The 21338-nt window shown below is 57.9% G+C and carries 19 protein-coding genes; 8 read left to right on the top strand and 11 right to left on the bottom strand.

What is annotated here, in order from left to right; translation table 11 throughout:
- Window positions 1-133 precede the first annotated feature (133 nt).
- Entirely contained in the window at window positions 134-562 is a 429-nt protein-coding gene (locus CLM58_RS11080) for a TIGR01244 family sulfur transferase (RefSeq protein ID WP_095595993.1), read from the top strand.
- Here the strand turns inward: CLM58_RS11080 and CLM58_RS11075 are convergent.
- The 4 genes from CLM58_RS11075 to CLM58_RS11060 all read right to left on the bottom strand — a co-directional run bounded on the left by CLM58_RS11075 (window position 559) and on the right by CLM58_RS11060 (window position 5273).
- The gene (locus CLM58_RS11075; RefSeq protein ID WP_188720465.1) at window positions 559-3249 is read right to left on the bottom strand and encodes an ATP-binding protein; all 2691 of its coding nucleotides are present in this window, start codon (window positions 3247-3249) and stop codon (window positions 559-561) included. The two genes, CLM58_RS11080 and CLM58_RS11075, sit on opposite strands and share 4 nt — an antisense overlap.
- On the bottom strand, window positions 3249-3449 hold the full coding sequence (locus CLM58_RS11070) for a hypothetical protein (protein WP_229666117.1): 201 nt from the start codon (window positions 3447-3449) through the stop codon (window positions 3249-3251). Before CLM58_RS11070 ends, CLM58_RS11075 begins: the two co-directional genes overlap by 1 nt.
- Before the next feature lie 53 nt (window positions 3450-3502).
- Window positions 3503-3871: a response regulator transcription factor gene (locus CLM58_RS11065; protein ID WP_095595990.1), complete on the bottom strand. Its 369-nt coding sequence runs from the start codon at window positions 3869-3871 to the stop codon at window positions 3503-3505.
- 91 nt (window positions 3872-3962) lie between these two features.
- Window positions 3963-5273: a helix-turn-helix transcriptional regulator gene (locus CLM58_RS11060; RefSeq protein WP_095595989.1), complete on the bottom strand. Its 1311-nt coding sequence runs from the start codon at window positions 5271-5273 to the stop codon at window positions 3963-3965.
- A 200-nt stretch (window positions 5274-5473) separates the two neighbouring features.
- Between CLM58_RS11060 and CLM58_RS11055 the strand changes: the two genes are divergently transcribed.
- From CLM58_RS11055 to CLM58_RS11030, 6 genes are all read left to right on the top strand, one after another.
- A complete protein-coding gene (locus CLM58_RS11055) occupies window positions 5474-6820 on the top strand; it encodes a substrate-binding protein (RefSeq protein ID WP_095595988.1) in 1347 nt (448 codons plus the stop codon).
- Between the two features lie 560 nt (window positions 6821-7380).
- Entirely contained in the window at window positions 7381-8727 is a 1347-nt protein-coding gene (locus tag CLM58_RS11050; RefSeq protein ID WP_095595987.1) for a substrate-binding protein, read from the top strand.
- A gap of 110 nt (window positions 8728-8837) precedes the next feature.
- On the top strand, window positions 8838-9869 hold the full coding sequence (locus tag CLM58_RS11045; RefSeq protein WP_095595986.1) for a branched-chain amino acid ABC transporter permease: 1032 nt from the start codon (window positions 8838-8840) through the stop codon (window positions 9867-9869).
- Between the two features lie 4 nt (window positions 9870-9873).
- Window positions 9874-11094 carry a branched-chain amino acid ABC transporter permease gene (locus CLM58_RS11040; RefSeq protein ID WP_095595985.1) on the top strand — a complete coding sequence of 407 codons (1221 nt, stop codon included), beginning with the start codon at window positions 9874-9876 and terminating at the stop codon, window positions 11092-11094.
- A gap of 14 nt (window positions 11095-11108) precedes the next feature.
- Window positions 11109-11864 (top strand): ABC transporter ATP-binding protein, encoded by a 756-nt coding sequence (locus CLM58_RS11035; RefSeq protein WP_095595984.1) that lies wholly within the window; start codon window positions 11109-11111, stop codon window positions 11862-11864.
- Window positions 11865-11876: 12 nt separating this feature from the next.
- Window positions 11877-12632, top strand: a complete 756-nt coding sequence (locus CLM58_RS11030) for an ABC transporter ATP-binding protein (RefSeq protein WP_095595983.1) — start codon at window positions 11877-11879, stop codon at window positions 12630-12632.
- A gap of 56 nt (window positions 12633-12688) precedes the next feature.
- Here the strand turns inward: CLM58_RS11030 and CLM58_RS11025 are convergent, their stop codons facing one another.
- Window positions 12689-12991 carry a hypothetical protein gene (locus CLM58_RS11025; protein WP_095595982.1) on the bottom strand — a complete coding sequence of 101 codons (303 nt, stop codon included), beginning with the start codon at window positions 12989-12991 and terminating at the stop codon, window positions 12689-12691.
- A gap of 141 nt (window positions 12992-13132) precedes the next feature.
- Between CLM58_RS11025 and CLM58_RS11020 the strand changes: the two genes are divergently transcribed.
- Window positions 13133-13735 carry a TetR family transcriptional regulator C-terminal domain-containing protein gene (locus CLM58_RS11020; RefSeq protein WP_095595981.1) on the top strand — a complete coding sequence of 201 codons (603 nt, stop codon included), beginning with the start codon at window positions 13133-13135 and terminating at the stop codon, window positions 13733-13735.
- Here CLM58_RS11020 and pgi read toward each other — a convergent pair.
- The 6 genes from pgi to lon all read right to left on the bottom strand — a co-directional run bounded on the left by pgi (window position 13732) and on the right by lon (window position 21225).
- Window positions 13732-15336: a glucose-6-phosphate isomerase gene (gene pgi, locus CLM58_RS11015; protein ID WP_095595980.1), complete on the bottom strand. Its 1605-nt coding sequence runs from the start codon at window positions 15334-15336 to the stop codon at window positions 13732-13734. The two genes, CLM58_RS11020 and pgi, sit on opposite strands and share 4 nt — an antisense overlap.
- A gap of 3 nt (window positions 15337-15339) precedes the next feature.
- Window positions 15340-16014, bottom strand: coding sequence for a 6-phosphogluconolactonase (pgl, locus tag CLM58_RS11010; RefSeq protein ID WP_095595979.1), 675 nt, complete (start codon window positions 16012-16014; stop codon window positions 15340-15342).
- Window positions 16011-17462, bottom strand: coding sequence for a glucose-6-phosphate dehydrogenase (zwf, locus tag CLM58_RS11005; RefSeq protein ID WP_095595978.1), 1452 nt, complete (start codon window positions 17460-17462; stop codon window positions 16011-16013). The genes pgl and zwf overlap by 4 nt, the downstream gene beginning before the upstream one ends.
- A gap of 103 nt (window positions 17463-17565) precedes the next feature.
- Window positions 17566-18156, bottom strand: coding sequence for an HNH endonuclease (locus tag CLM58_RS11000; RefSeq protein WP_095595977.1), 591 nt, complete (start codon window positions 18154-18156; stop codon window positions 17566-17568).
- Window positions 18157-18396: 240 nt separating this feature from the next.
- The gene (locus tag CLM58_RS10995) at window positions 18397-18678 is read right to left on the bottom strand and encodes a hypothetical protein (protein ID WP_095595976.1); all 282 of its coding nucleotides are present in this window, start codon (window positions 18676-18678) and stop codon (window positions 18397-18399) included.
- 141 nt (window positions 18679-18819) lie between these two features.
- A complete protein-coding gene (gene lon / locus CLM58_RS10990) occupies window positions 18820-21225 on the bottom strand; it encodes an endopeptidase La (protein ID WP_095595975.1) in 2406 nt (801 codons plus the stop codon).
- Between the last annotated feature and the right edge of the window lie 113 nt (window positions 21226-21338).

The raw sequence follows: 21338 nt of genomic DNA, 5'->3' as shown, positions 1-21338 counted from the left end.
GGTTCACCATGGGTGTTTTTCAACTGTTTGCGCAAACCTGCCTGTTTTCTAGTCAGAATATGAACATTTCCCGGTCTTGCCTTCGTCGCGGGCATAGGGTTTTTTGTGGGCACAGTTGATTAAGGACGCTTTCATGGACATCCGCCCGCTTACCGACACGTTTTCGGCCGCCCCGCAAATTGACCCAGCAGAGCTGCCAGACATAGCTGCCGCGGGCTACACCACCGTGATCTGCAACCGGCCGGACATGGAGGTGACCGAAGACCTGCATGCCGAGGCAATGGCAAAAGCCGCAGCCGATGCCGGGCTGGCGTTTTTCGTGATCCCGGTTGGGCACGGCGGCATGTCGATGGAGATGCTCGACCAGACCGCAGAAATTTTGGAAAACAGCGCCGGTCCAGTTCTGGCCTATTGCCGCTCTGGCACCCGATCGACCCATGTCTGGGCCTTCACAATGGCTGGAAAAATGCCCGTCGATGACATCATCGCAGCAGCAGCCCGCGGTGGATATGATCTGTCCCCCGCACGCGGCCAGCTAGAGCAGCTTGCCGCCGCGCGTTAATCCTCTTCGCGTTCCGGCATATCCAGCGGAAAGCTGACCCGGAACGCCGCCCCACCCTGCCCGGGCAGATAGACGATATCACCGCCCAAGTTGGCCATGATCTCTTTACAGATGGCCAGCCCTAGACCCGCGCCACCAGCCGCTGCCTGATCTGACAAGCGTGAGAACTTCTCGAAGATGATCGCTTGGCTTTTGGTGGGAATGCCGCTGCCGTTGTCGACGAAATCGACCGTCACCATGTCCCCGCGATGCGTTACTTTGATCTTCAAGCGCGGGTGTTCGGCGTCGCAATATTTCCGCGCATTGGCGATCAGGTTGATGAACACCTGACTCAATCGGTCCGTATCGGTGCGGACAACGATGTCTTCACGGATTTTTCTACGGGAATAGACCATGTCTGCCCCATCTTCCATCGACGAGGTCGCACTCATGGCCTTGTCCAGAAGGTCAGACAGGTTGCCTTCTTGCGCGTTCAGTGTGACCTTGCCCCGCTCCAGCACGCTGAGGTCCAGCAGGTCGTCCAAAAGACGGGTCAGGCGGATCGCCTCATCATGGATGATGGTAGAGTAATTCTTTTGCTCCTCTGGCGTCAGCATATCCGTTTCCATCAGGATTTCGGAAAACGCCCGGATCGAGGTCATCGGTGTCCGCAATTCATGGCTGATCTGCGACAGGAAGGCGTCCTTTTGCACCGACAGTTCTGTTAGCTTTTGGTTGGCTTCCTGCAGCTGACGGGCCGTGCGCGAAAGCTCTTCGGACTGCTGTTCTAGCCGCGTGGAGTATTCAAGGATTTGCGCGGTCTCATCCGCCACCGCCATCAGGTCTTCGACCGAAACCGACGACCGGCCCACAATCTGGCTGACCATCGCATGGGCCGTTGCCGCACCAACCGAACCGGAAAGCTCTCTTTCCAGAGTTTCCATGAAACGGGGAGTGATCTCTGGCAGATAGCCCTGTTTGCCCTGCTCTTCCGCCGCGTGACGGAACAGGGCCTGCGCATCTTCCGAGCCAAGAATCCGCTGCGCCATCATCAGCAAGTCCTCGGCCTGGGCGTGACCCTCGGTCCAGGTCCACGTCGCACGAGAGTGGTCAAACACGTTCACGAACTGCGCGCCCTGCAATCGCTCCATCGGTGACGGGAAGCTGATAAGCGAGGCGCCAAAGAAGGCAAAGCTGTTCAGGATCAGGCTCCAGAAGATCGCGTGGACCAGCGGATCCATATCGGTGACACCGAACAAGGCCTGCGGACGCAGCCAATTAATGTCGAAGGGACCGTTTTGCAGAATGCCAGAGCTTAGGAACGCGTCAGGTCCGAAGCTGGGCAGGAACAAGGTATAGGCCCAGACTATGAACCCAACCGACAGACCGGCCGCCGCCCCGACCCTAGTCGCCCCGCGCCAGAAGATCCCGCCGATCATTGCAGGCAAAACCTGTGCGACGCCGGTGAAAGAGATCAGACCGATCGCCGCCAGTGCCTCTGTCCCGCCGGTCAGGCTGTAATAGGCGTAGCCCAGCACCAGCACCGCCGCGATAGAGATCCGGCGCGACCGCAGAACCAGCGTCCGAACGTCACCGGAAATCGTCGCCGAGGCCCCCTGCCAGCGCAGGAACAGCGGCATTACAATGTGGTTACTGACCATCGTCGACAGCGCGATCGACGCCACGATGACCATCGAGGTCGCCGAAGAGAAGCCGCCAAGAAACGCCAGCGTCGCCAAGCCGTTTTGCCCAAGGCTAAGCGGGATGCTGAGAACAAACAGGTCGGGGTTGCTGCCCTCAGGCAGGATCGCCAAGCCGGTCACGGCGATAGGCACCACAAACAGGCTCATCAGCATCAGATACAAAGGAAATGCCCAAGACGCGGTCGCAAGGTGGTTTTCATCCGCGTTCTCGACCACCAAAACCTGGAACATCCGCGGCAGCGTAAAGATGGCCGCCGCCGACAGGAACGTCAGACCGACCCAACGACTGGAACTGATCTGGGCATTTGCAATCGGGCTTTCAGCGATCCGGTTGATCATGTCTGTTGGGCCGCCTGCAACGCCCCAGACGACCAGAATGCCAATCGCAATAAGGGCGACCAGTTTGACCACAGCCTCGACCGCGATGGCGATGACCACACCGTGGTGACGTTCGTTTGCGTCAAGGTTGCGCGTGCCAAAAAGAACCGTGAACAAGGCCAAGCCAACAGCAACCCAAAATGCAGTGGCGTTGTGATCTTGCGAAATCCACTTCGCGCCTTCGCCCGCGAAGACCGTGAAAGACAGTGTCACAGACTGAAGCTGAAGCGCGATATAGGGCGTTGTGCCGATCACCGCGATCAGCGTTACCATCACACCCAGCATGTTGGATTTACCATACCGCGAGGAAATCAAGTCCGCGATAGAGGTGATCCGCTGTGTCTGCCCGATCCGGACCAGCTTGCGCAGGAACCACCACCAACCGACCAGTACAAGTGTCGGCCCAAGATAGATCGTAACGAACTCTAGCCCCGATCGTGCGGCATATCCGACGGCCCCGTAAAAGGTCCAAGCGGTACAGTAAACCGACAGCGACAATGTGTAGACCATCGGCGAGCGCAACCAACCGCCCAAGCCCCGCGCCGCGCGACGCTCTGCCAAAAAGGCCACAAGGAAAAGAAAGACCACGTAGGCAAGGCAAATTCCGACCAGAAGGTTGAAGGAAATCACCCTAGGCGCTCCTCTGCCTGTTCATCCGCCATTTGACGCACCAGAGCACGGGCCACCAGCATGGCCAACAAGATCAGCACCGCCCAGGCGAGGAAGAAGTAGACCAGCAAGGCTGCAAGATCACCGCCGAATTTCTGCGTTCCTAGCAAAGGCACCATAAACAGAAACAGCCCAAGCACAGGTGTTAACCGCGACATGTCCTGTAACCGCCTGCGGCGATATCTTTGGCGTTCCAAGAAGAGCGGAGACTTCACTGCCCGGCCAGTTCCCGCACAGCGGCAAGAACATCCGTGTTGGAAAAGGGTTTCGACATGAACTTGCTTACGCCCAGCTCTTCGGCGCGGGCGCGGTCCTTGCTTTGGCCTTTGGCTGTCAGCATCAGGACCGGGATGTCGGGACGTTCACTTACGCTTCGGACATCGTGAAGAATGTCGAATCCGCTGCGCCCAGGCAGCATGACGTCTAGAATGATCACATCCGGTTGTTTCTCGGTGATTTTTTCGAACGCAGTGGTGCCGTCGGAATGCGTATGCACGACCCATCCGTCCCGCGACAGGATAAACCTGATCGCTTCGATGATGTTTGGCTCATCTTCGATGAGCAGAACTTCTTTGCTCATATAAGAGCCCTCCCCCCGACGATTGCTCGCCGCCCCTTACCTGCCTCTGGCAATTGAGTGACGCACACTATCACCAAGAACGCTTCCACTGTCAAAGCCCATCCGCAAGGATCGAAGGCTCTCTTCGTGCGACACATTTGCGGCGTTCACATATCCGGCAGCTTGTGCCGGCATCCAAATGCAGGGCATCGCTGGCCTCTCCTGCCTTCCGGGGGAAGAACAGCATCACCGCACGATAGACCTGAGGTTCGTCGAACTGTTCAGCATTGATCGACTGGCAAACCGCATAAGTTTCAAAGACCTCGTCACTACGGGCAGATACGGACACAACCCTGTGAACCGGCATCATAGGCTGCGCCAATGCCTGATACAGCGGCCATAGCGGACAGGCCGCCCCAAAACGCGGCAGCGGGAAACCTTCGATCTCTTTGCGGTAGGTCAGCGTGCCCGATCCGTCGCACTCTACCAGTCCAATAGATCGCCCGATTTTGTCGCGCGGAACTGATGCAAGTCGGCGCAGGATCGTCGACAGGTCCACCCTGAACTGTCGGGCCAGCGCAGACGGATTTAAGGCACCATCTTTCAATGCCTCCAACAAATCGCTCATCGGCACTTTTTCGGCGTCGCTCTGGTAGCGGTGCAAGAACGCCTCTGCCAACTCGACCGCAGAGGCCGATTTCAGATCTTCGTCACCCACAACAAGGTCATGTACAGCGGCCTCATCACCTTCTTCCAGATCAGGCAAGTGGAATTCACGAGCCTTCAGAAAGGCAACAACCTCTTCCTGCGGAGAACTGCGCACATCGGCATCGCCCCCAGCACTGTCCAGATAGGATACGAGCGCCTCTGCCCCATCGGCCAATCGCTGGCTTTCCTCGAACATGTTGCGGTGAAAACGCTCGCGCCATTCGCGGTCAATATCCTGCGTATCGTTCAAAATCCCCGCGGTCGAACGGATCGCCGTCACGGTCGACAGGATTTCGTGCAGAGATTCGGACAGGAACGGGTCATGCGCCATACGCTCTGTCAAAGCTTCTACTGTTCGCTCCAGATCGTCGATCCGGCGGTGGCTTGAAGACAGCAATTGCGCCCAACCCGGGAAGCGCCCAACAAACTCTTCGATTCTGGGCATTTCCTTCTCGGCTTCTGCGTTACCAGAAGCGGCATCTCGAAGGCTGGCGATAAGTGTGGCACCTGCCCCTTCGGTCAATGCAGTGGTCTCAACCTCCAACTGGCGCGCTATATCTACCAACAGTTTGCCACCGATCCGGCGCCGGTTATGTTCAATAAGGTTTAGATAAGAAGGAGAAATTCCGACTGAACGTGCAAGTTCGGCCTGTCGCATCTTCAAAACTGTTCGCCGCTCTCGAATGCGACTTCCCACTAAGGCCGTTCTAGGCATTTGCCCTCACTTTGTACGATTTCCCCATTTGCTTGCCTAAAAATAAACAAGATTCTTGTCCAACCAGTAATTGTTTTTACAGCTGGTTGTGGCGGCCGCCTACCCAATGGCGACAAATGGCCCCAAATCGGTTCCAAAGCAGAAACGTACGGCCGATGAGGAGCAACAACGGCCTGACCATTGAGGAACGGGAGTAAACAATGGCTACCAACAAACTGACTCGTCGGGGTGTGCTGAAGACCAGTGCAACAGCTGGTGCCGGCCTGGCATTGCCGACCATTTTCACCGCGCAGTCCGCCGCAGCCTACACCAACGAGCCGACAGGTCGTTTCGTGACGCTTGGTCTGAACGTCCCACGGTCTGGCCCCTATCGCGACGAGGGCACCGACCAGATGTTCGCCTTCCAGCTGGCAGTTGAACACCTGAACGGCGAAGGCGACGGTGGCATGATCAACACCTTCTCTTCCAAGGCTCTGACTGGCCGCGGCATCATGGGTAAGAAGGTAAACTTCGTAACTGGCAACACCAAGACCAACGCGCAGGTCGCAACTGACTCTGCCCGTCGCCTGATCGAAAAAGAAGGCGCGCTGATGGTTACCGGGGGGTCCTCTTCGGGCGTAGCCGTTGCCGTGCAGGCGCTGTGTCAGGAACTGGGTGTGGTCTTCATGGCGGGCCTGACCCACTCGAACGACACCACCGGTAAGGACCGCAAGGCCAACGGTTTCCGTCACTTCTTTAACTCTTACATGTCGGGTGCAGCACTGGCGCCGGCTCTTGCTGCCGAATATGGCACCGACCGCAAAGCCTACCACCTGACTGCCGACTACAACTGGGGCTACACCACCGAGGCCGCGATGGTTGCCTCGACCGAGGCTCTGGGCTGGGACACCGTGTCGACCATCCGTACGCCGCTGACCCAGACAAACTTCCAGAACTTCCTGCAGCCGGTTCTCGACAGTGATGCAGATATTCTGGTTCTGAACCACTACGGCGGCAACATGGTGAACTCTGTGACCCAGGCCGTGGCCATGGGCCTGCGCGATCTGGAACGCAATGGCAAGCGTATGGAAGTTGTCGTTCCGCTGTATTCGCGCCTGATGGCACGCGGTGCGGGCGATGCGTCAATCGGGGTGCTTGGCACCGCGAACTGGCACTGGACCCTGCCGGACGAAGGTTCGCGCGCATTCGTGAAGTCCTTCGGCACCAAGTACGGCTTCCCGCCGTCGCAGGCCGCACATACCGTCTACACCCAGACTCTGTTGTATGCCGATGCGGTAGAGCGCGCTCAAACGTTCAACCCCTGCGGTGTCGCCGACGCCCTGTCGAACTTCGAGTTCGACGGTCTGGGCAACGGCCCGACCCTTTACCGTGGCGAAGACCACCAGTGCTTCAAAGACGTTCTGGTTGTCCGCGGTAAGGCGAACCCGACTTCGCAGTACGACGTGCTGGAAGTGGTCGAGGTCACTCCTGCCTCGCAGGTTACATATCCGCCAGAGCACCCGATGTTCGCAGGTGGTGCACTGGGTCGCTGTAACCCGGGCGTATAATCGCCCAAACAAAAGTCTAAATATTCGCGCCGCGCAGTCCAACTGCGCGGCGTTTTCGTTTCAAGACATCCGCCTTCTCGGCCAGACACAGCATCTACGCTTCGCAGGAGCCGGTTTCGACGCCCTCCCCGCTGCACAGCTGGCGCTTAACGCCCCTTTACTCAGACGCTTTGCGATCTACTGACTACGGAATTCCCACGTGTCAGGGTAAAAGTTGTTGGTGGCAAAGGGGATTCGCTTACCGCGACAGAAACGCGTGCCTAATTTTTACTCAAATCACCCAGTTTTCAGAGCAAGGAAGATACCCTTCACAGCTATTTTCCAAAATTTTATTTCCGACGGACAATCCGAATTCTGAACAATATCAAAGGCTTTCTGCACCTGCGCGAAAACGTATTTACAAACTTCGCCCCCGCATCGTTTACAAGTTTACAAAATGGACATTCAAGAAAAACCAATTGTTGCAAGGTTTTACACTACTCACCGATAATTAAGGTGCTGAAAAGTGTGGGTCGTAAATGAGGAGAGCGGCCCATTTTTACAATTTTTGGGAGGAATACATGTCCAATTCGAACATGACCCGTCGCGGCATGCTCAAAACCGGTGCCGTCGCTGGTGCAGGCGTTGCTCTGCCGACGATCTTCACCGCGTCTTCGGCTGCTGCCTACACCAACGAGCCGACCGGCTCGACCGTGACCCTGGGCTTCAACGTTCCGCAGACCGGCCCCTACGCTGATGAGGGTGCTGACGAACTGCTGGCACAGAAACTGGCCGTCGAGCACCTGAACGGTGAAGGCGACGGTGGCTGCCTGAACACCTTCAGCTCGAAAGCGCTGAAAGGAAACGGCATCCTTGGCAAGAAGGTCGAATTCGTCACCGGCGATACTCAGACCAAATCGGACGCAGCTCGCGCATCGGCAAAGTCGATGATCGAAAAAGACGGCGCTGTCATGATCAACGGTGGCTCGTCCTCGGGCGTTGCTGTTGCTGTTCAGGGCCTGTGTCAGGAAGCTGGTGTTATCTTCATGGCGGGTCTGACCCACGCCAACGACACCACCGGTAAAGACAAGAAAGCCAACGGCTTCCGTCACTTCTTCAACGCCTACATGTCGGGTGCCGCTCTGGCGCCGGTGCTGGCCGCAGAGATGGGCAAAGACCGTCGCGCTTATCACCTGACCGCCGACTACAACTGGGGCTGGACCCAGGAAGAGTCGATCGTTGCTTCGACCGAAGCGATGGGCTGGGAAACCGTCAACACCGTCCGCACCCCGCTGGCGGCAACTGACTTCTCGTCCTACATCGCCCCGGTTCTGAACTCGGGTGCTGACGTTCTGGTTCTGAACCACTACGGCGGCAACATGGTCAACTCGCTGACCAACGCGATCCAGTTCGACCTGCTGGCCAAAGTGGCCAACGGCAAAGACTTCAAGATCGTTGTTCCGCTGTACTCGGAGCTGATGGCAACTGGTGCGGGTGAGAACATCAAAGGCGTTCTTGGCTCGATGAACTGGAACTGGCAGCTGACCGACGATGGCACCAAGGCGTTCGTTAAGTCGTTCGGTGAGAAGTACGGCAAGCCGCCGTCCAACTCGGCTCAGACCTGCTACGCACAGACTCTGCTGTACGCAGACGCGTGTGAGCGCGCGGGCACCTTCAACCCCTGTGGTGTTGTAGAAGCTCTCGAAGGGTTCGAGTTCGACGGTCTGGGCAACGGCCCGACCCTGTACCGTGCCGAAGACCACCAGTGCTTCAAAGACGTTCTGGTTGTGCGCGGTAACATGAACCCGACGTCGCCTTACGACACTCTGGAAATCGTCGAGAAGACCCCGGTTGAGCAGGTTACTTATGCACCTGATCACCCGATGTTCGCTGGCGGTGCTCTGGGTTCGTGTAACCCGGGCGCATAAGCCTTGCATAGTTTGCCGGCCGCGTTCTAACGCGGCCGGCATTCTTTTTTCGGCTGACCCGTCACAGACCTCGGGCAGCTTCACTCCAACACCAAGACCGGGTGGGGAAAATGGACGCAATCCTATTGCAGATTCTCAACGGCCTCGACAAAGGCTCGGCGTACGCGCTGATCGCCTTGGGGCTTACGCTCATCTTCGGCACCTTGGGCGTCGTGAACTTCGCACATGGTGCGCTGTTCATGATTGGCGCCTTCTGTGCCGTTACACTCAGCAAAATTCTGACGATTTCGAAAGAAGTTGTCGATCCGACCAAGACAGACTTTCTGGGTAACCCCTTGAAAGTAAAGGTTCCTTATATTGAAAGCTGGTTCGGAGAAAGCTTCGGCGGCGCGATCATCGATTGGTCGGTCCCGCTGGCGATCCTGTTCGCCATTCCGATCATGCTGTTCGTTGGCTACGCGATGGAGCGCGGCCTGATCAAACACTTCTACAAGCGCCCCCACGCCGACCAGATCCTTGTGACCTTTGGTCTGGCAATCGTTCTTCAGGAAGTTGTGAAATACTTCTATGGCGCGAACCCGATCCCGACCCCTGCCCCGGAAGCCTTCAAAGGGTCTTTCGACTTCGGCGCGATGCTGGGTTTCGAAGCGAATGCGATCATCTACCCCTACTGGCGTATGGTCTACTTCCTGTTCGCAGGCGTGATCATCGCGGGCGTCTTTGCCTTCCTGCAGTTCACCACCTTCGGGATGGTTGTCCGTGCCGGTATGGCTGACCGCGAGACCGTGGGCCTTCTGGGCATCAACATCGACCGCCGCTTCACCATCATGTTCGGCCTGGCGGCCGCCGTGGCTGGTCTGGCTGGTGTGATGTACACGCCAATTAACTCGCCGAACTATCACATGGGGATGGACTTCCTTGTCCTGTCCTTCGTTGTGGTTGTTGTGGGCGGCATGGGCTCTTTGCCCGGCGCTGTCGCCGCTGGTTTCCTTCTGGGTATCCTTGAGGCCTTTGCTTCGATGAACTGGATCAAGGACATCATCCCCGGCATCGACCAGATCATCATCTATCTGGTTGCAATCGTTATCCTGCTCACCCGTCCGCGGGGTCTGATGGGCCGCAAAGGCGTGATGGAGGACTAAGGACATGTTTGGTCTAGATAAAAAAGACACTTCCCTATTGATGATCGTGGCGGTCCTGACAATGTTCGCCCCCTTCATCCTGAACCCCTTCCCCACTGACTCGGGCCTGGCCCAGTTCAACGCGGGTTACCCTGACCTGATGCAGCGCTTCGTGATCTTCGGGATCTTTGCAATCGGGTTTAACATCCTGTTCGGTCTGACCGGATACCTGTCCTTCGGCCACGCGGCCTTCTTGGGCATCGGTTCCTACTCGGCGGTCTGGATGTTCAAACTGCTGAGCATGAACATCATCCCTGCGATCATCCTTTCGGTGATTGTCTCGGGTCTGTTCGCAGTGGTCATTGGCTACGTCAGCCTGCGCAGATCGGGTATCTACTTCTCGATCCTGACACTGGCGTTTGCACAGATGTGCTACAACATGGCCTACTCGGTTCTGGGCAACCCGGCCTCCAGCTACAACCTGACAAACGGTGAAACCGGCCTGCAGCTGCTGCTGGATGACCCGCGCGTTCTGGGTGTTAGTGCAACGGCCGACGGTTCGATCCCGGTGACCAACCTGTTTGGTCTCGAGATGCGCGGTTCGGAAACGATCGAAATGGGTGCATGGAGCTTCAGCTTCTCGGCTGGTTACTATGTCAGTGCAATCATCATGCTGCTGTCGTTCTACATCGCGATCCGCGTGTTCCGTTCACCCTTCGGCATGATGCTGCGGGCTGTGAAATGTAACCAGAACCGCATGAACTTCACCGGTCTCAGCACCCGTCCCTACACCCTTGCAGCCTTCGTCATCTCTGGCATGTATGCTGGTCTGGCGGGCGGACTGATGGCCTGTATGGACCCGCTGGCAGGCGCCGAGCGCATGCAGTGGACCGCGTCGGGTGAGGTTGTTCTGATGACCATCCTTGGCGGTGCCGGCACCCTGATTGGCCCGGTTCTGGGCGCAGGTGCGATCAAGTACATGGAGAACATCTTCTCCAAGATCAACGACACCGTTCTGCACGGCTGGTTCTCTTTCCTGCCGGATGGGCTTGAAGACTTCGTTGTCTTCGTGATCCACCCGTTCGTCGGTAAAGGCTGGCACCTGACCCTTGGTCTTGTGTTCATGGCAGTGGTTATCTTCCTGCCAGGTGGCCTGGTCGAAGGTGGTCAGCGCATCATGAACCTGATCAAACGTCGCAAGAAGTCCGATGACGACGCGGCTGAAACCCAGCCTGCGGCTGAATAAGGAGGAACGGAACTATGGGAATCCTTGAAGTCAAAGGTGTTGGCAAACGCTTCGGCGGCCTGCAGGCGCTCGGCGATGTGAACCTCAGTGTGCAGGAAAACACCTGCCACGCGATCATCGGTCCGAACGGTGCTGGCAAGTCCACCCTTCTGAACTGTCTCATCGGGAAACTGATCCCGGACACCGGCAGCGTCATGTTTGACGGCCAGTCGGTTCTGGGTCGCAAACCCTTCGAGATCAACCAGATGGGCATCAGCCGCGTGTTCCAGACCCCAGAAATCTTCGGAGATCTGTCGGTCCTGGAAAACATGATGATCCCGATCTTCGCAGCCCGTGATGGGGCGTTCGAACTGAACGCCTTCAGCTCGGTCTCGTCCCAGAAAGACGTGATCGAACGGGCCGAGAAGGTACTGGAAGAGATGAACATGGCAGACAAGCGTCACATGAATGCGGCTTCGATGTCGCGTGGTGACAAACGTCGTCTTGAGATCGGCATGTGCCTGTCGCAAGAGCCGCGCCTTCTGTTGCTGGATGAACCGACCGCGGGCATGGCCCGGGCCGACACCAACAACACGATCGACCTGCTGAAGGAGATCAAGGAAGAGCGCGACATCACCATCGCGATCATCGAGCACGACATGCACGTGGTGTTCTCTCTGGCAGACCGGATCACGGTTCTGGCGCAGGGTACTCCGCTTGTCGAAGACACGCCGGAAAAAATCAAAGGCCACCCCAAAGTGCGCGAAGCGTACCTTGGCGAAAGCGCGTAAGGAGGCGATACAATGAACGTCAAACCCGACTTCAGCAAAAACGCCAACCAGGCGACCACCGCACCGGCCTTCCTGTCGGTATGGGACATGCACGCTTACTACGGCGAAAGCTACATCGTGCAGGGCATCAACTTTAACGTCCACGAAGGCGAGATCCTTGCCCTTCTGGGACGTAACGGTGCCGGTAAAACCTCGACCCTGCGCGCAATCGCGCGCACGGGCAGCCCCGAAACCCGTCAGGGTGAGATCTGGCTGGACCACCAGCCCCTGCACAACATGTCCAGCCACGAAGCTGCGTCTGTTGGTCTGGGACTGGTCCCCGAAGATCGTCGCATCATTCCCGGCCTGACCGTGGAAGAAAACCTGCAACTGGCCCAGATTGCCCCGCCGATCGGCTGGTCACTGGAACGCCTGTATGACCTGTTCCCCCGTCTGGGCGAACGTCGCAAGCAGGAAGGTGTGACCCTTTCGGGCGGCGAGCAGCAGATGCTCTCGATCGCCCGGGCCCTTGCGCGGGACATCAAGGTACTGCTGCTGGATGAACCTTATGAAGGTCTGGCACCGGTGATCGTGGACGAGATCGAAAAGACCCTCATCCACATTAAAGAACAGGGTATGACCACAATTATCGTGGAACAGAACGCTGTTCGTGCGCTGGAACTGGCCGATCGCTCGGTCATTCTGGACACCGGGTCCGTCGTGTTCGACGGTACTGCCAAAGAGGTTCTAGAGAACGCGGATCTACGCTCGGAATACCTCGCAATCTAAACTAAGCCACCACTCACGCGGCTAGGGGCGCCCTTCGGGGCGCCCTCTTTTATTGGCTAGATCGCTCTTTCGTTCACTACGACCCGGCTGGGGCTTAGCATCTGCTCTAGGGGCACCTCGTCGCAAACCTGCAAACCATCCGGCCCTTCTAGAGGGCGTGAAATCGTGCGGGGCCCAATCTGCTGGACGATAAAATAGCACCCGTTCGACAGTCGGCGCAGGTCGGTGATCTCGACCCCCTCGGGCATTGCAGCCGCTGCCTTGGCCGAGATCGGAACTTTCGGCTCTGGGGTCGCGCAACCCGCCAAAACCCCAAAACTTGCAAGGCTCACTGCGCAGATAAAACTTAGGCGCATCATCGAACACTCCTGAAAATTCATTAACTGCCTAAGCCATAGCACCCGCATCGGCCCCGGGGAACTGGCTGACTTCGGATTTCTATGCGTTATATTTGATTTCCGGCTGGACAGCCCAAAGCCCCCCAACATAGTTTTAGCCCTATGAAGAAGCCTCTCTCCCGTATTCAGTCCAAGAACCGAAAAGCCATTCTAAACGCCGGGTTAGAGGTCTTCTCGCAGCACGGATTTCGCGGCTCTACGCTAGAGCAGATCGCTCAGACTACGGGAATGTCGAAGCCCAACCTGCTGTATTACTTCCCCTCGAAAGAGGCGATCCACGTCGCCCTTCTGACAGAGTTGATGGATATCTGGCTTGCCCCCCTGATCGAGATGGACCCAGAGGGCGAACCGATCGACGAAATCCTGAAATACGTCCGTCGCAAGCTGAAAATGAGCCGCGACATGCCGCGCGAAAGTCGCCTATTCGCAAACGAAGTCATGCAGGGCGCGCCGCGGATGGAAGGCGAGCTGATGGGCGACCTGAAGAAGCAGTTCGTAGAAAAGTCGATTGTTATTCAGGGCTGGATCGACTCTGGGCGCATCGCCAAAGTGCATCCCCACCACCTGATCTTTTCAATCTGGGCGCTGACACAGCATTACGCAGACTTCGACGCCCAGGTGCATTTCATGATCGGCGCTGATGACCCCTACCCCGAGGCAGAGGCCTTTCTGGAACAGCTGTTCACAAAGACGCTGGCGCCCTAGCGCAACGCGTCCTGAAGAAAGGCGACCAGCGCTTCGGTTGATCCGTCCTGAGGCGCGTCGCTTTCGCCGGTCAGCACCGGCTCTAGCTTGATTGCCAGTTCCTTGCCCAGCTCAACGCCCCACTGGTCGAACGAGTTGATGCCAAGGATCACCCCTTCGACAAAGACGCGGTGTTCGTAAAGGGCCACGATCTGGCCGAACAAATGGGGGGTCAGTTTCGGGTAAACCAGCGTGGTCGACGGGCGGTTGCCCGGGAAGACGCGGTGACGCGCCTGACGTTCCAACTCGTCCCCTTCCAGCCCTTTGGCTGCCATCATCTCGCGCGCGGTCTCCAGCGACCGGCCCAGCATCAGTGCCTGACTTTGCGCCAGACAGTTCGCCGCCAACAGTTGATGATGGCGGCTACGGCCCATCTCGTTGCCTTCGGCGGCGACCATGAACTCGCACGGGATCACAGCGGTACCCTGGTGGATCAACTGGTAAAACGCGTGCTGGCCATTGGTGCCCGGCTCGCCCCAAACAACAGGGCCAGACACGGTTTCCAAAGAGCTGCCATCCATCGCGACACCCTTGCCGTTGCTCTCCATCTCTAGCTGCTGCAAGTATGCCGGAAGGCGTGCAAGCTGTTGATCATAGGGCAAAACGGCGCGGGTCGTGTGGCCACAGAACTGGTGATGCCACATGCCAACCAGCGCCAGAAGCACCGGCAAGTTCGACCGCAGGGGCGTCTCTTGGAAATGGGTGTCCATCGCCTCGGCGCCAGCCAGAAACTCGCGGAAGTTTGCAGGGCCTACGGCCAGCATGATCGGCAGGCCAATCGGCCCCCACATGGAATAACGTCCACCAACCCAGTCCTCAAAACCGAACACACGCTCGGCCGCGATGCCAAACTCGGCGGTTTTCTCGGCAGAGGTCGACACGGCTGCGAACTGCACGGCGGGATCATCAACCACTTCGGCCATCATGTCCCGCGCGGTCTGCGCGTTGGTCATGGTCTCGATCGTGGTGAAGGTTTTCGACGCCACAATCACCAGTGTCCGGGTCAGATCCAGCCCGCGCATCACCTGCGCGATATGCGCCCCGTCGACGTTCGACACGAAATGCACCCGCGGCCCGTCGCTGTATGACGCTAGCGCCTGACAGGCCATCACCGGCCCCAGATCCGAACCGCCAATCCCAATGTTCACCACATCGGTGATAGAGCCGCCCTGCCCCGTGAACGCACCGCTGCGCACCTCATTGGCAAAGGTCTCGATCCGGTCCAGCGTCGCATGAACGCCCGGCATGACATCCTCGCCGTCCACATAAACGCCCACGTCCGACCGGCGCAGGGCTGTGTGCAGAACCGCGCGGCCTTCGGTTTCGTTGATCTTCTCACCGCCGAACATCGCCTTGCGACGGCCCACCAGATCGGCCTCTTCCGCCAGTGCGATCAGGGCCTCCAGAGTGTCGGCCTGAAGCGTTGTCTTGGAATAGTCGAACAGCAAGCTGCCGAAACGGGCCGAGAAATTCTTGGCCCGGTCAGCATCGTCAAACAGGCCCACAATCGAGGTGTCTTTTGCGGCTTCGGCCTTCGCGGCCAGCGTAGTCCAGAGTGTCATCGCTTAGTCTGCCCAGTGAACGGTTGCATCATTTAGAACGGCGGCGACAGGAGCGTCGCGCAAGTTGGATGTCGCTTTCGCTGTTTCCAGCGCGCGACGCTTTTCTTCGCCGGTGATCAAAAGGTGGATCGACAGCGCACCAGCCAGAACCGGAGCGGTCAGGGTGATCCGGGGTTCGGGTGCGCCGGGCGCACGCATCGGCAACAGGATCGGCGCGTTGGGCGACAAAGCTTCGTCCAGCCGGTCGGCACCGGGAAACAGCGACGCGGTATGCATATCCGCGCCCATACCCAAAAGCAGCACGTTGATCGGCAGCGCCGGGCGAATGCCCTCGCATAGATCGTCCAGCTTGTCCTCTGGCTGCGGGGCGTCAGCGTACAGCGGCAACAAGGTCGCCTTGGCGGCCTTGCCCACCAGCAGACGCTCGCGCAATAGCCGGGTGTTCGACCGGTCAGAGGTTTCAGGCACCCACCGTTCATCGCCCAGCATCACGTCCACGCGCGACCAATCCAGATCGGTGACTGACAGTGCATCAAACACCGGCCCCGGCGTGGTCCCGCCCGGCACAACAAACGTCACGCGCTCTTCGTGCAGCAAGGCCATTTCCAGCTCTTCTGCCAGTACGCCGGCCAAATCCAGCATCAAGGCATCGCGGTCGGGGTAATCAATCAGCCTCATGCCCGGACCTCACGCCAGCGGCGCCCGTCGCGGTGCAACAGCATCAGCGAATCCTCGGGGCCCGAGCTGCCAGAGTCATAGGGACGCGGTTTATCGCCCCGCTCTTGCCAGCCCTCGATAATCGGGTCGGTCCAGGCCCATGCTGCCTCGACCTCGTCGCCGCGCATGAACAGGGTCTGGTTGCCACGGATGACGTCCATGATCAGACGCTCATAGGCGTCATGCACATCATGCGCCTCGTCCAGCGCGTCGGCAAAGCTCATATCCAGAGGCACCTCGATCAGGCGCATACCACCCGGCCCCGGCTCTTTGATGGTCACGCGCATGGTGATACCTTCATTCGGCTGAAGACGAATGACCAGCACATTGCCGCGACGCTCTTCCTGTGCTTCGAAGATCGAGTGAGGCGGGTCCTGAAACACGATCGCAATCTCCGAGGTCCGGTCGCGCAGCCGCTTACCGGTACGCAGGTAGAACGGCGTTCCCTTCCAGCGCCAGTTCGAAATGGCGACTTTCATCGCCACAAAACTTTCGGTCTTGCTGTCTGGGTTCTCTGAGTCTTCAAGATAGCCCGACAACTTGTCCGTCCCCGAATACTGGCCACGTACAATGTCAGACGGGGATACAGGGTCCAATGCCCTGATAACCTTAAGTTTTTCGTCACGCACCGCGTTGGGCTCGAACTCGTTGGGCGGTTCCATCGCTATCAGGCAAAGAAGCTGCATCAGGTGGTTCTGCACCATGTCGCGCATCGCGCCGGACTGGTCATAATAAGACCCTCGCCCGCCAACCCCGACGGTCTCTGCCACCGTGATCTGAATGTGGTCGACGAAATGGTTGTTCCAAAGCGGTTCAAACAGGATGTTTCCGAACCGCACGGCCATCAGGTTCTGAACCGTCTCTTTGCCAAGATAGTGGTCGATCCGATAGATCTGGGTCTCGTCGAAATGCTTGGCCAATGTCGCGTTCAGCGCTTTGGCCGTCTGAAGGTCATGACCGAAGGGTTTTTCAACCACGATCCGGCTTTCAGAGGTCGCGATATTGTTGCTGCGCAGGCGTTCGGCCAGATCACCGAACAGGCTGGGCGCAACCGAGAAATAGAAGGCCGTGACAACATCCTTGCGGACCTTCCCGGCCAGTTCTGTCCAGCCGTCATCGCCCTTTGCGTCAATCGCGACATAGTCCAACCGCTCTTGGAAGCGCTGCATGTCGTCGGCCGTGGCCTTGTTCTTAGGGTCGAATTCGGAAATTGCGTCGCTGACAAGCTGCTGAAAACCGGCAACGTCCATTTCAGTGCGGGCCGCACCGATGACGCGGGCTTCAGGCGGCATTTGCCCTGCGCAGAACCGGCGGAACAGCCCCGGCAAAATCTTGCGCCGAGACAGATCACCGGTGGCTCCGAAGATCACAAGATCAAAGGTTTCAACTGGAATAACGCGCGAGACCATATGGCTTCCTCCGCAACTACGTTAGCGCTAACGCTCACCTAATACATTTGTCATAACCTGTCTAGCACCCAGATACGACAAACCCCAAGATGTTCCGATAACGTTATTGATCGCGCTCCAGTTCGGCGTCCCAATACAGGAAGTCCATCCAGCTATCATGCAGATAATTCGGGGGAAAGCGCCGCCCCATATTCCGCAATTCCTCCGCGCAAGGCTGCTTCGGCGTTTTGCGCAGGGACATCCCCGCCTGCCGCAGACTCTTGTGCCCTTTGCGAAGGTTGCAGGGCGAACAGGCCGCAACGACGTTTTCCCAGCTGGTAACCCCACCGCGGGCACGCGGCACCACGTGATCAAATGTCAGATCACCCCGGCTGCCGCAGTATTGGCAGGAAAATTCATCCCTTAAAAATAAATTAAAGCGCGTGAAGGCCACGCGCTTTCGAGGTTTTACATAGTCTTTCAGAACAACAACCGAGGGGATCCGTATCTCGGTCGAAGGACTTCGAACCACCTGATCATATTCAGCGACGATATCCACCCTGTCGAGCCACGCCGCCTTGATCGCCTCTTGCCAAGGCCACAGCGACAACGGGTAATAGGAAAGCGGTCTGTAATCCGCGTTCAAGACCAACGCCGGGTGCTGCTTCAGCCCACCGGGTTGATGTACAAAACTCGTCCTGAAATCACCGTCCATCGGGACTCCGCCTCCGCCTCGTCTGCCTTCACGACACCAAGGCGGGACGACCCGCCCCAGCTATGATTCAACTATATATCGAGTTGCCCTTCTGGCAACCCCCACAACATACTGTGGACATCACAATACTTAGATTGAATTCGTTACAAGTGTGTGACGGTTACCCACAGCCCATTCCTGCCCGAAATATGGTCACTCGGGCATCATTCTCAAGCTAAGCGCACGCCGTACGACCGGGAATCACTCGGCCTCAGATCCTCGGACAGCTTCGGGATGTTCATAGATAAAACGGCGCAGGACGGTGAACAGCTCTCGCGCGTGGTTCAGGTCGCCGTTGTGCAGCGCCTCGCGGATATCCTCGCAGATCACCTGCTGGATATGCTGCGGCCCCTTTGCTTCGTGTATCAAATAGTTGGCGGTCATCGCCGCCGTCATCAGCGGCACATGGTCATGTTCTGCAATAGCCGCAATTTCGTCGCGGGTCAGATCGGTCATGTCTTCAACATCGTCGAGTGTGATCATGGCTCCTCCTCCTGATCGTCCACACAACGAATTTAATGGGGTTTTGACCCTGTTTCCTTGATGAACGTCAATATAGGCGCCCGGAACCACCCAACAAAAAACGCGCCCCGAAGGACGCGTTTTTAAGTGTTTCACTAAAGATCAGTGGTGCCGTGCGGCGCCTTCGGCCTTTTCAGCCGCCAGCGCCTTGGCGGCGGCCTCTTCCGCAGCCTCGTCCCATTCAATGGGTTCGGGCTGCTCGACCAGCGCCTGTTCCAGCACTTCGCGGACGTGGGTGACGGGAATGATCTTCAGCCCCTCTTTCACGTTGTCCGGGATATCCGCCAAGTCTTTTTCATTCTCTTCAGGAATGAAGACCGTCTTGATCCCACCGCGCAGCGCGGCCAGCAGCTTCTCTTTCAAGCCACCAATCGGCATCGCATTCCCGCGCAAAGAGACCTCGCCCGTCATGGCGATATCCTTGCGCACCGGGATCCCCGTCAGCACCGACACGATCGAGGTCACCATCGCCAGACCGGCCGACGGCCCGTCCTTTGGCGTGGCCCCATCGGGCACGTGCACGTGGATGTCGATCTTCTCGAAGGTCGGCGGCTTCACCCCGATCTGCGGAGACACAGAGCGGACATAGCTGGATGCTGCGTCGATGCTTTCCTTCATCACGTCGCCCAGCTTACCGGTGGTCTTCATGCGACCCTTGCCGGGCAGCTTCAGCGCCTCGATCGACAGCAGGTCTCCACCCACGCTGGTATAGGCCAGCCCAGTGACAACACCCACCTGATCGTCTTTCTCGGCCAGACCATAGCGATACCGCTTCACCCCAAGGAAATCCTCAAGATTTTCAGGGGTTACAGTGACTTTCTCATCCTCTTTCTTGATAATCTTGGTCACTGCTTTCCGGGTCAGCTTGGCCAGTTCCCGCTCAAGGTTCCGCACGCCCGCCTCGCGGGTGTAAGTACGAATGATCTCTTGCAGGGCCTCATCGGTCAGCTCGAACTCCCCCTTGCGCAGACCGTGGTTCTTGACCTGTTTCGCGATCAGGTGCTGACGCGCGATCTCGGTCTTTTCGTCCTCGGTATAGCCCGCCAGCGGGATGATCTCCATCCGGTCCAAAAGCGGGCCCGGCATGTTGTAGCTGTTCGAGGTCGTCAGGAACATCACGTTCGACAGATCGTATTCGACCTCCAGATAGTGGTCGACGAATGTGCCATTCTGTTCCGGGTCCAGCACCTCCAGCATGGCCGACGCGGGGTCGCCACGGAAGTCCTGCCCCATCTTGTCGATCTCATCCAACAGGATCAGCGGATTAGTGGTCTTCGCCTTCTTCAGCGCCTGAATGATCTTACCGGGCATCGACCCGATATAGGTCCGACGGTGACCGCGAATTTCACTTTCGTCACGCACGCCACCCAGAGAAATCCGGATAAACTCGCGCCCGGTTGCCTTGGCAACCGACTTACCCAAAGAGGTCTTGCCAACACCCGGAGGGCCAACAAGGCACAGGATCGGGCCTTTCAGCTTCTTCGAGCGCTGCTGAACCGCCAGATATTCAACGATCCGCTCTTTGACCTTCTCAAGGCCATAGTGGTCGTCATCCAGAATACCCTGCGCACGGCTCAGGTCCTTTTTGACCCGAGACTTCGTGCCCCACGGGATCGACAGCAGCCAATCTAGATAGTTGCGCACCACGGTGGCCTCGGCCGACATGGGCGACATGGATTTCAGCTTCTTGATCTCGGCATCGGCCTTTTCACGGGCCTCTTTCGACAGTTTGGTCTCTTCGATCTTCTGCTCAAGTTCCAGAATCTCGTTCTGGCCCTCTTCGCCGTCGCCAAGCTCCTTCTGAATGGCCTTCATTTGCTCATTCAGATAGTACTCGCGCTGCGTCCGCTCCATCTGGGACTTCACGCGGGTCTTGATCTTCTTCTCGACCTGCAGGACCGACATTTCGCCCTGGATCAGGCCATAGACTTTCTCCAGCCGCTCTGCGATCGGCAGAGTTTCCAAAAGCTCTTGCTTCTGGTCAACTTCGATACCCAGATGCCCCGACACAAGGTCGGCCAGCTTCGCCGGTTCACGGGTTTCCGCAACCGCCGTCAGCGCATCTTCGGGAACGTTTTTCTTTACCTTGGCATAGCGCTCGAACTCGGCCCCGACAGAACGCACCAGCGCTTCAACCGTTGCCTCGTCGCCTTCTTCTTCTTCCAGAAGGGTGGCGCGAGCCTCGAAAAACTCTTCGTTTTCAATGAATTCGTCGATGGACACACGTGCGCGCCCCTCGACCAGCACCTTCACGGTGCCGTCGGGCAGCTTCAGCAGCTGCAACACATTGGCAAGAACGCCAGTGCGATAGATGCCCTCTTCCGCCGGATCATCGTCAGACGGGTCGATCTGGCTGGACAGAAGGATCTGCTTGTCGTCCGCCATCACCTCTTCCAGCGCGCGCACCGATTTGTCGCGGCCGACGAAGAGCGGCACGATCATGTACGGAAAGACAACGATATCGCGCAGCGGGAGGACAGGATAGGAATCGCTCGAAAGCAGGGTCATGAAATTTCCTTGTTCTTGGCAGAAGAGACCGGCCCCAACGTCGCGGCAGCAAGGTCTCTCCCCTTAGGTCAGACCCTTTATCTGGGTAATCGCGCGGATGAGTCAAGCAACCG

Source organism: Actibacterium pelagium, from assembly GCF_002285415.1.
Lineage (GTDB): Bacteria > Pseudomonadota > Alphaproteobacteria > Rhodobacterales > Rhodobacteraceae > Actibacterium_B > Actibacterium_B pelagium.
This window is presented reverse-complemented; position numbering and strand designations above follow the sequence as displayed.

Bases quoted from the DNA above. Each gene is read 5' to 3' on its own strand.
- CLM58_RS11080 (WP_095595993.1), top strand. From the start codon at position 134: ATGGACATCCGCCCGCTTACCGACACGTTTTCGGCCGCCCCGCAAATT.
- CLM58_RS11070 (WP_229666117.1), bottom strand. From the start codon at position 3,449: ATGTCGCGGTTAACACCTGTGCTTGGGCTGTTTCTGTTTATGGTGCCT.
- CLM58_RS11065 (WP_095595990.1), bottom strand. From the start codon at position 3,871: ATGAGCAAAGAAGTTCTGCTCATCGAAGATGAGCCAAACATCATCGAA.
- CLM58_RS11060 (WP_095595989.1), bottom strand. From the start codon at position 5,273: ATGCCTAGAACGGCCTTAGTGGGAAGTCGCATTCGAGAGCGGCGAACA.
- CLM58_RS11055 (WP_095595988.1), top strand. From the start codon at position 5,474: ATGGCTACCAACAAACTGACTCGTCGGGGTGTGCTGAAGACCAGTGCA.
- CLM58_RS11050 (WP_095595987.1), top strand. From the start codon at position 7,381: ATGTCCAATTCGAACATGACCCGTCGCGGCATGCTCAAAACCGGTGCC.
- CLM58_RS11045 (WP_095595986.1), top strand. From the start codon at position 8,838: ATGGACGCAATCCTATTGCAGATTCTCAACGGCCTCGACAAAGGCTCG.
- CLM58_RS11040 (WP_095595985.1), top strand. From the start codon at position 9,874: ATGTTTGGTCTAGATAAAAAAGACACTTCCCTATTGATGATCGTGGCG.
- CLM58_RS11035 (WP_095595984.1), top strand. From the start codon at position 11,109: ATGGGAATCCTTGAAGTCAAAGGTGTTGGCAAACGCTTCGGCGGCCTG.
- CLM58_RS11030 (WP_095595983.1), top strand. From the start codon at position 11,877: ATGAACGTCAAACCCGACTTCAGCAAAAACGCCAACCAGGCGACCACC.
- CLM58_RS11025 (WP_095595982.1), bottom strand. From the start codon at position 12,991: ATGATGCGCCTAAGTTTTATCTGCGCAGTGAGCCTTGCAAGTTTTGGG.
- CLM58_RS11020 (WP_095595981.1), top strand. From the start codon at position 13,133: ATGAAGAAGCCTCTCTCCCGTATTCAGTCCAAGAACCGAAAAGCCATT.
- pgi (WP_095595980.1), bottom strand. From the start codon at position 15,336: ATGACACTCTGGACTACGCTGGCCGCGAAGGCCGAAGCCGCAAAAGAC.
- pgl (WP_095595979.1), bottom strand. From the start codon at position 16,014: ATGAGGCTGATTGATTACCCCGACCGCGATGCCTTGATGCTGGATTTG.
- zwf (WP_095595978.1), bottom strand. From the start codon at position 17,462: ATGGTCTCGCGCGTTATTCCAGTTGAAACCTTTGATCTTGTGATCTTC.
- CLM58_RS11000 (WP_095595977.1), bottom strand. From the start codon at position 18,156: ATGGACGGTGATTTCAGGACGAGTTTTGTACATCAACCCGGTGGGCTG.
- CLM58_RS10995 (WP_095595976.1), bottom strand. From the start codon at position 18,678: ATGATCACACTCGACGATGTTGAAGACATGACCGATCTGACCCGCGAC.
- lon (WP_095595975.1), bottom strand. From the start codon at position 21,225: ATGACCCTGCTTTCGAGCGATTCCTATCCTGTCCTCCCGCTGCGCGAT.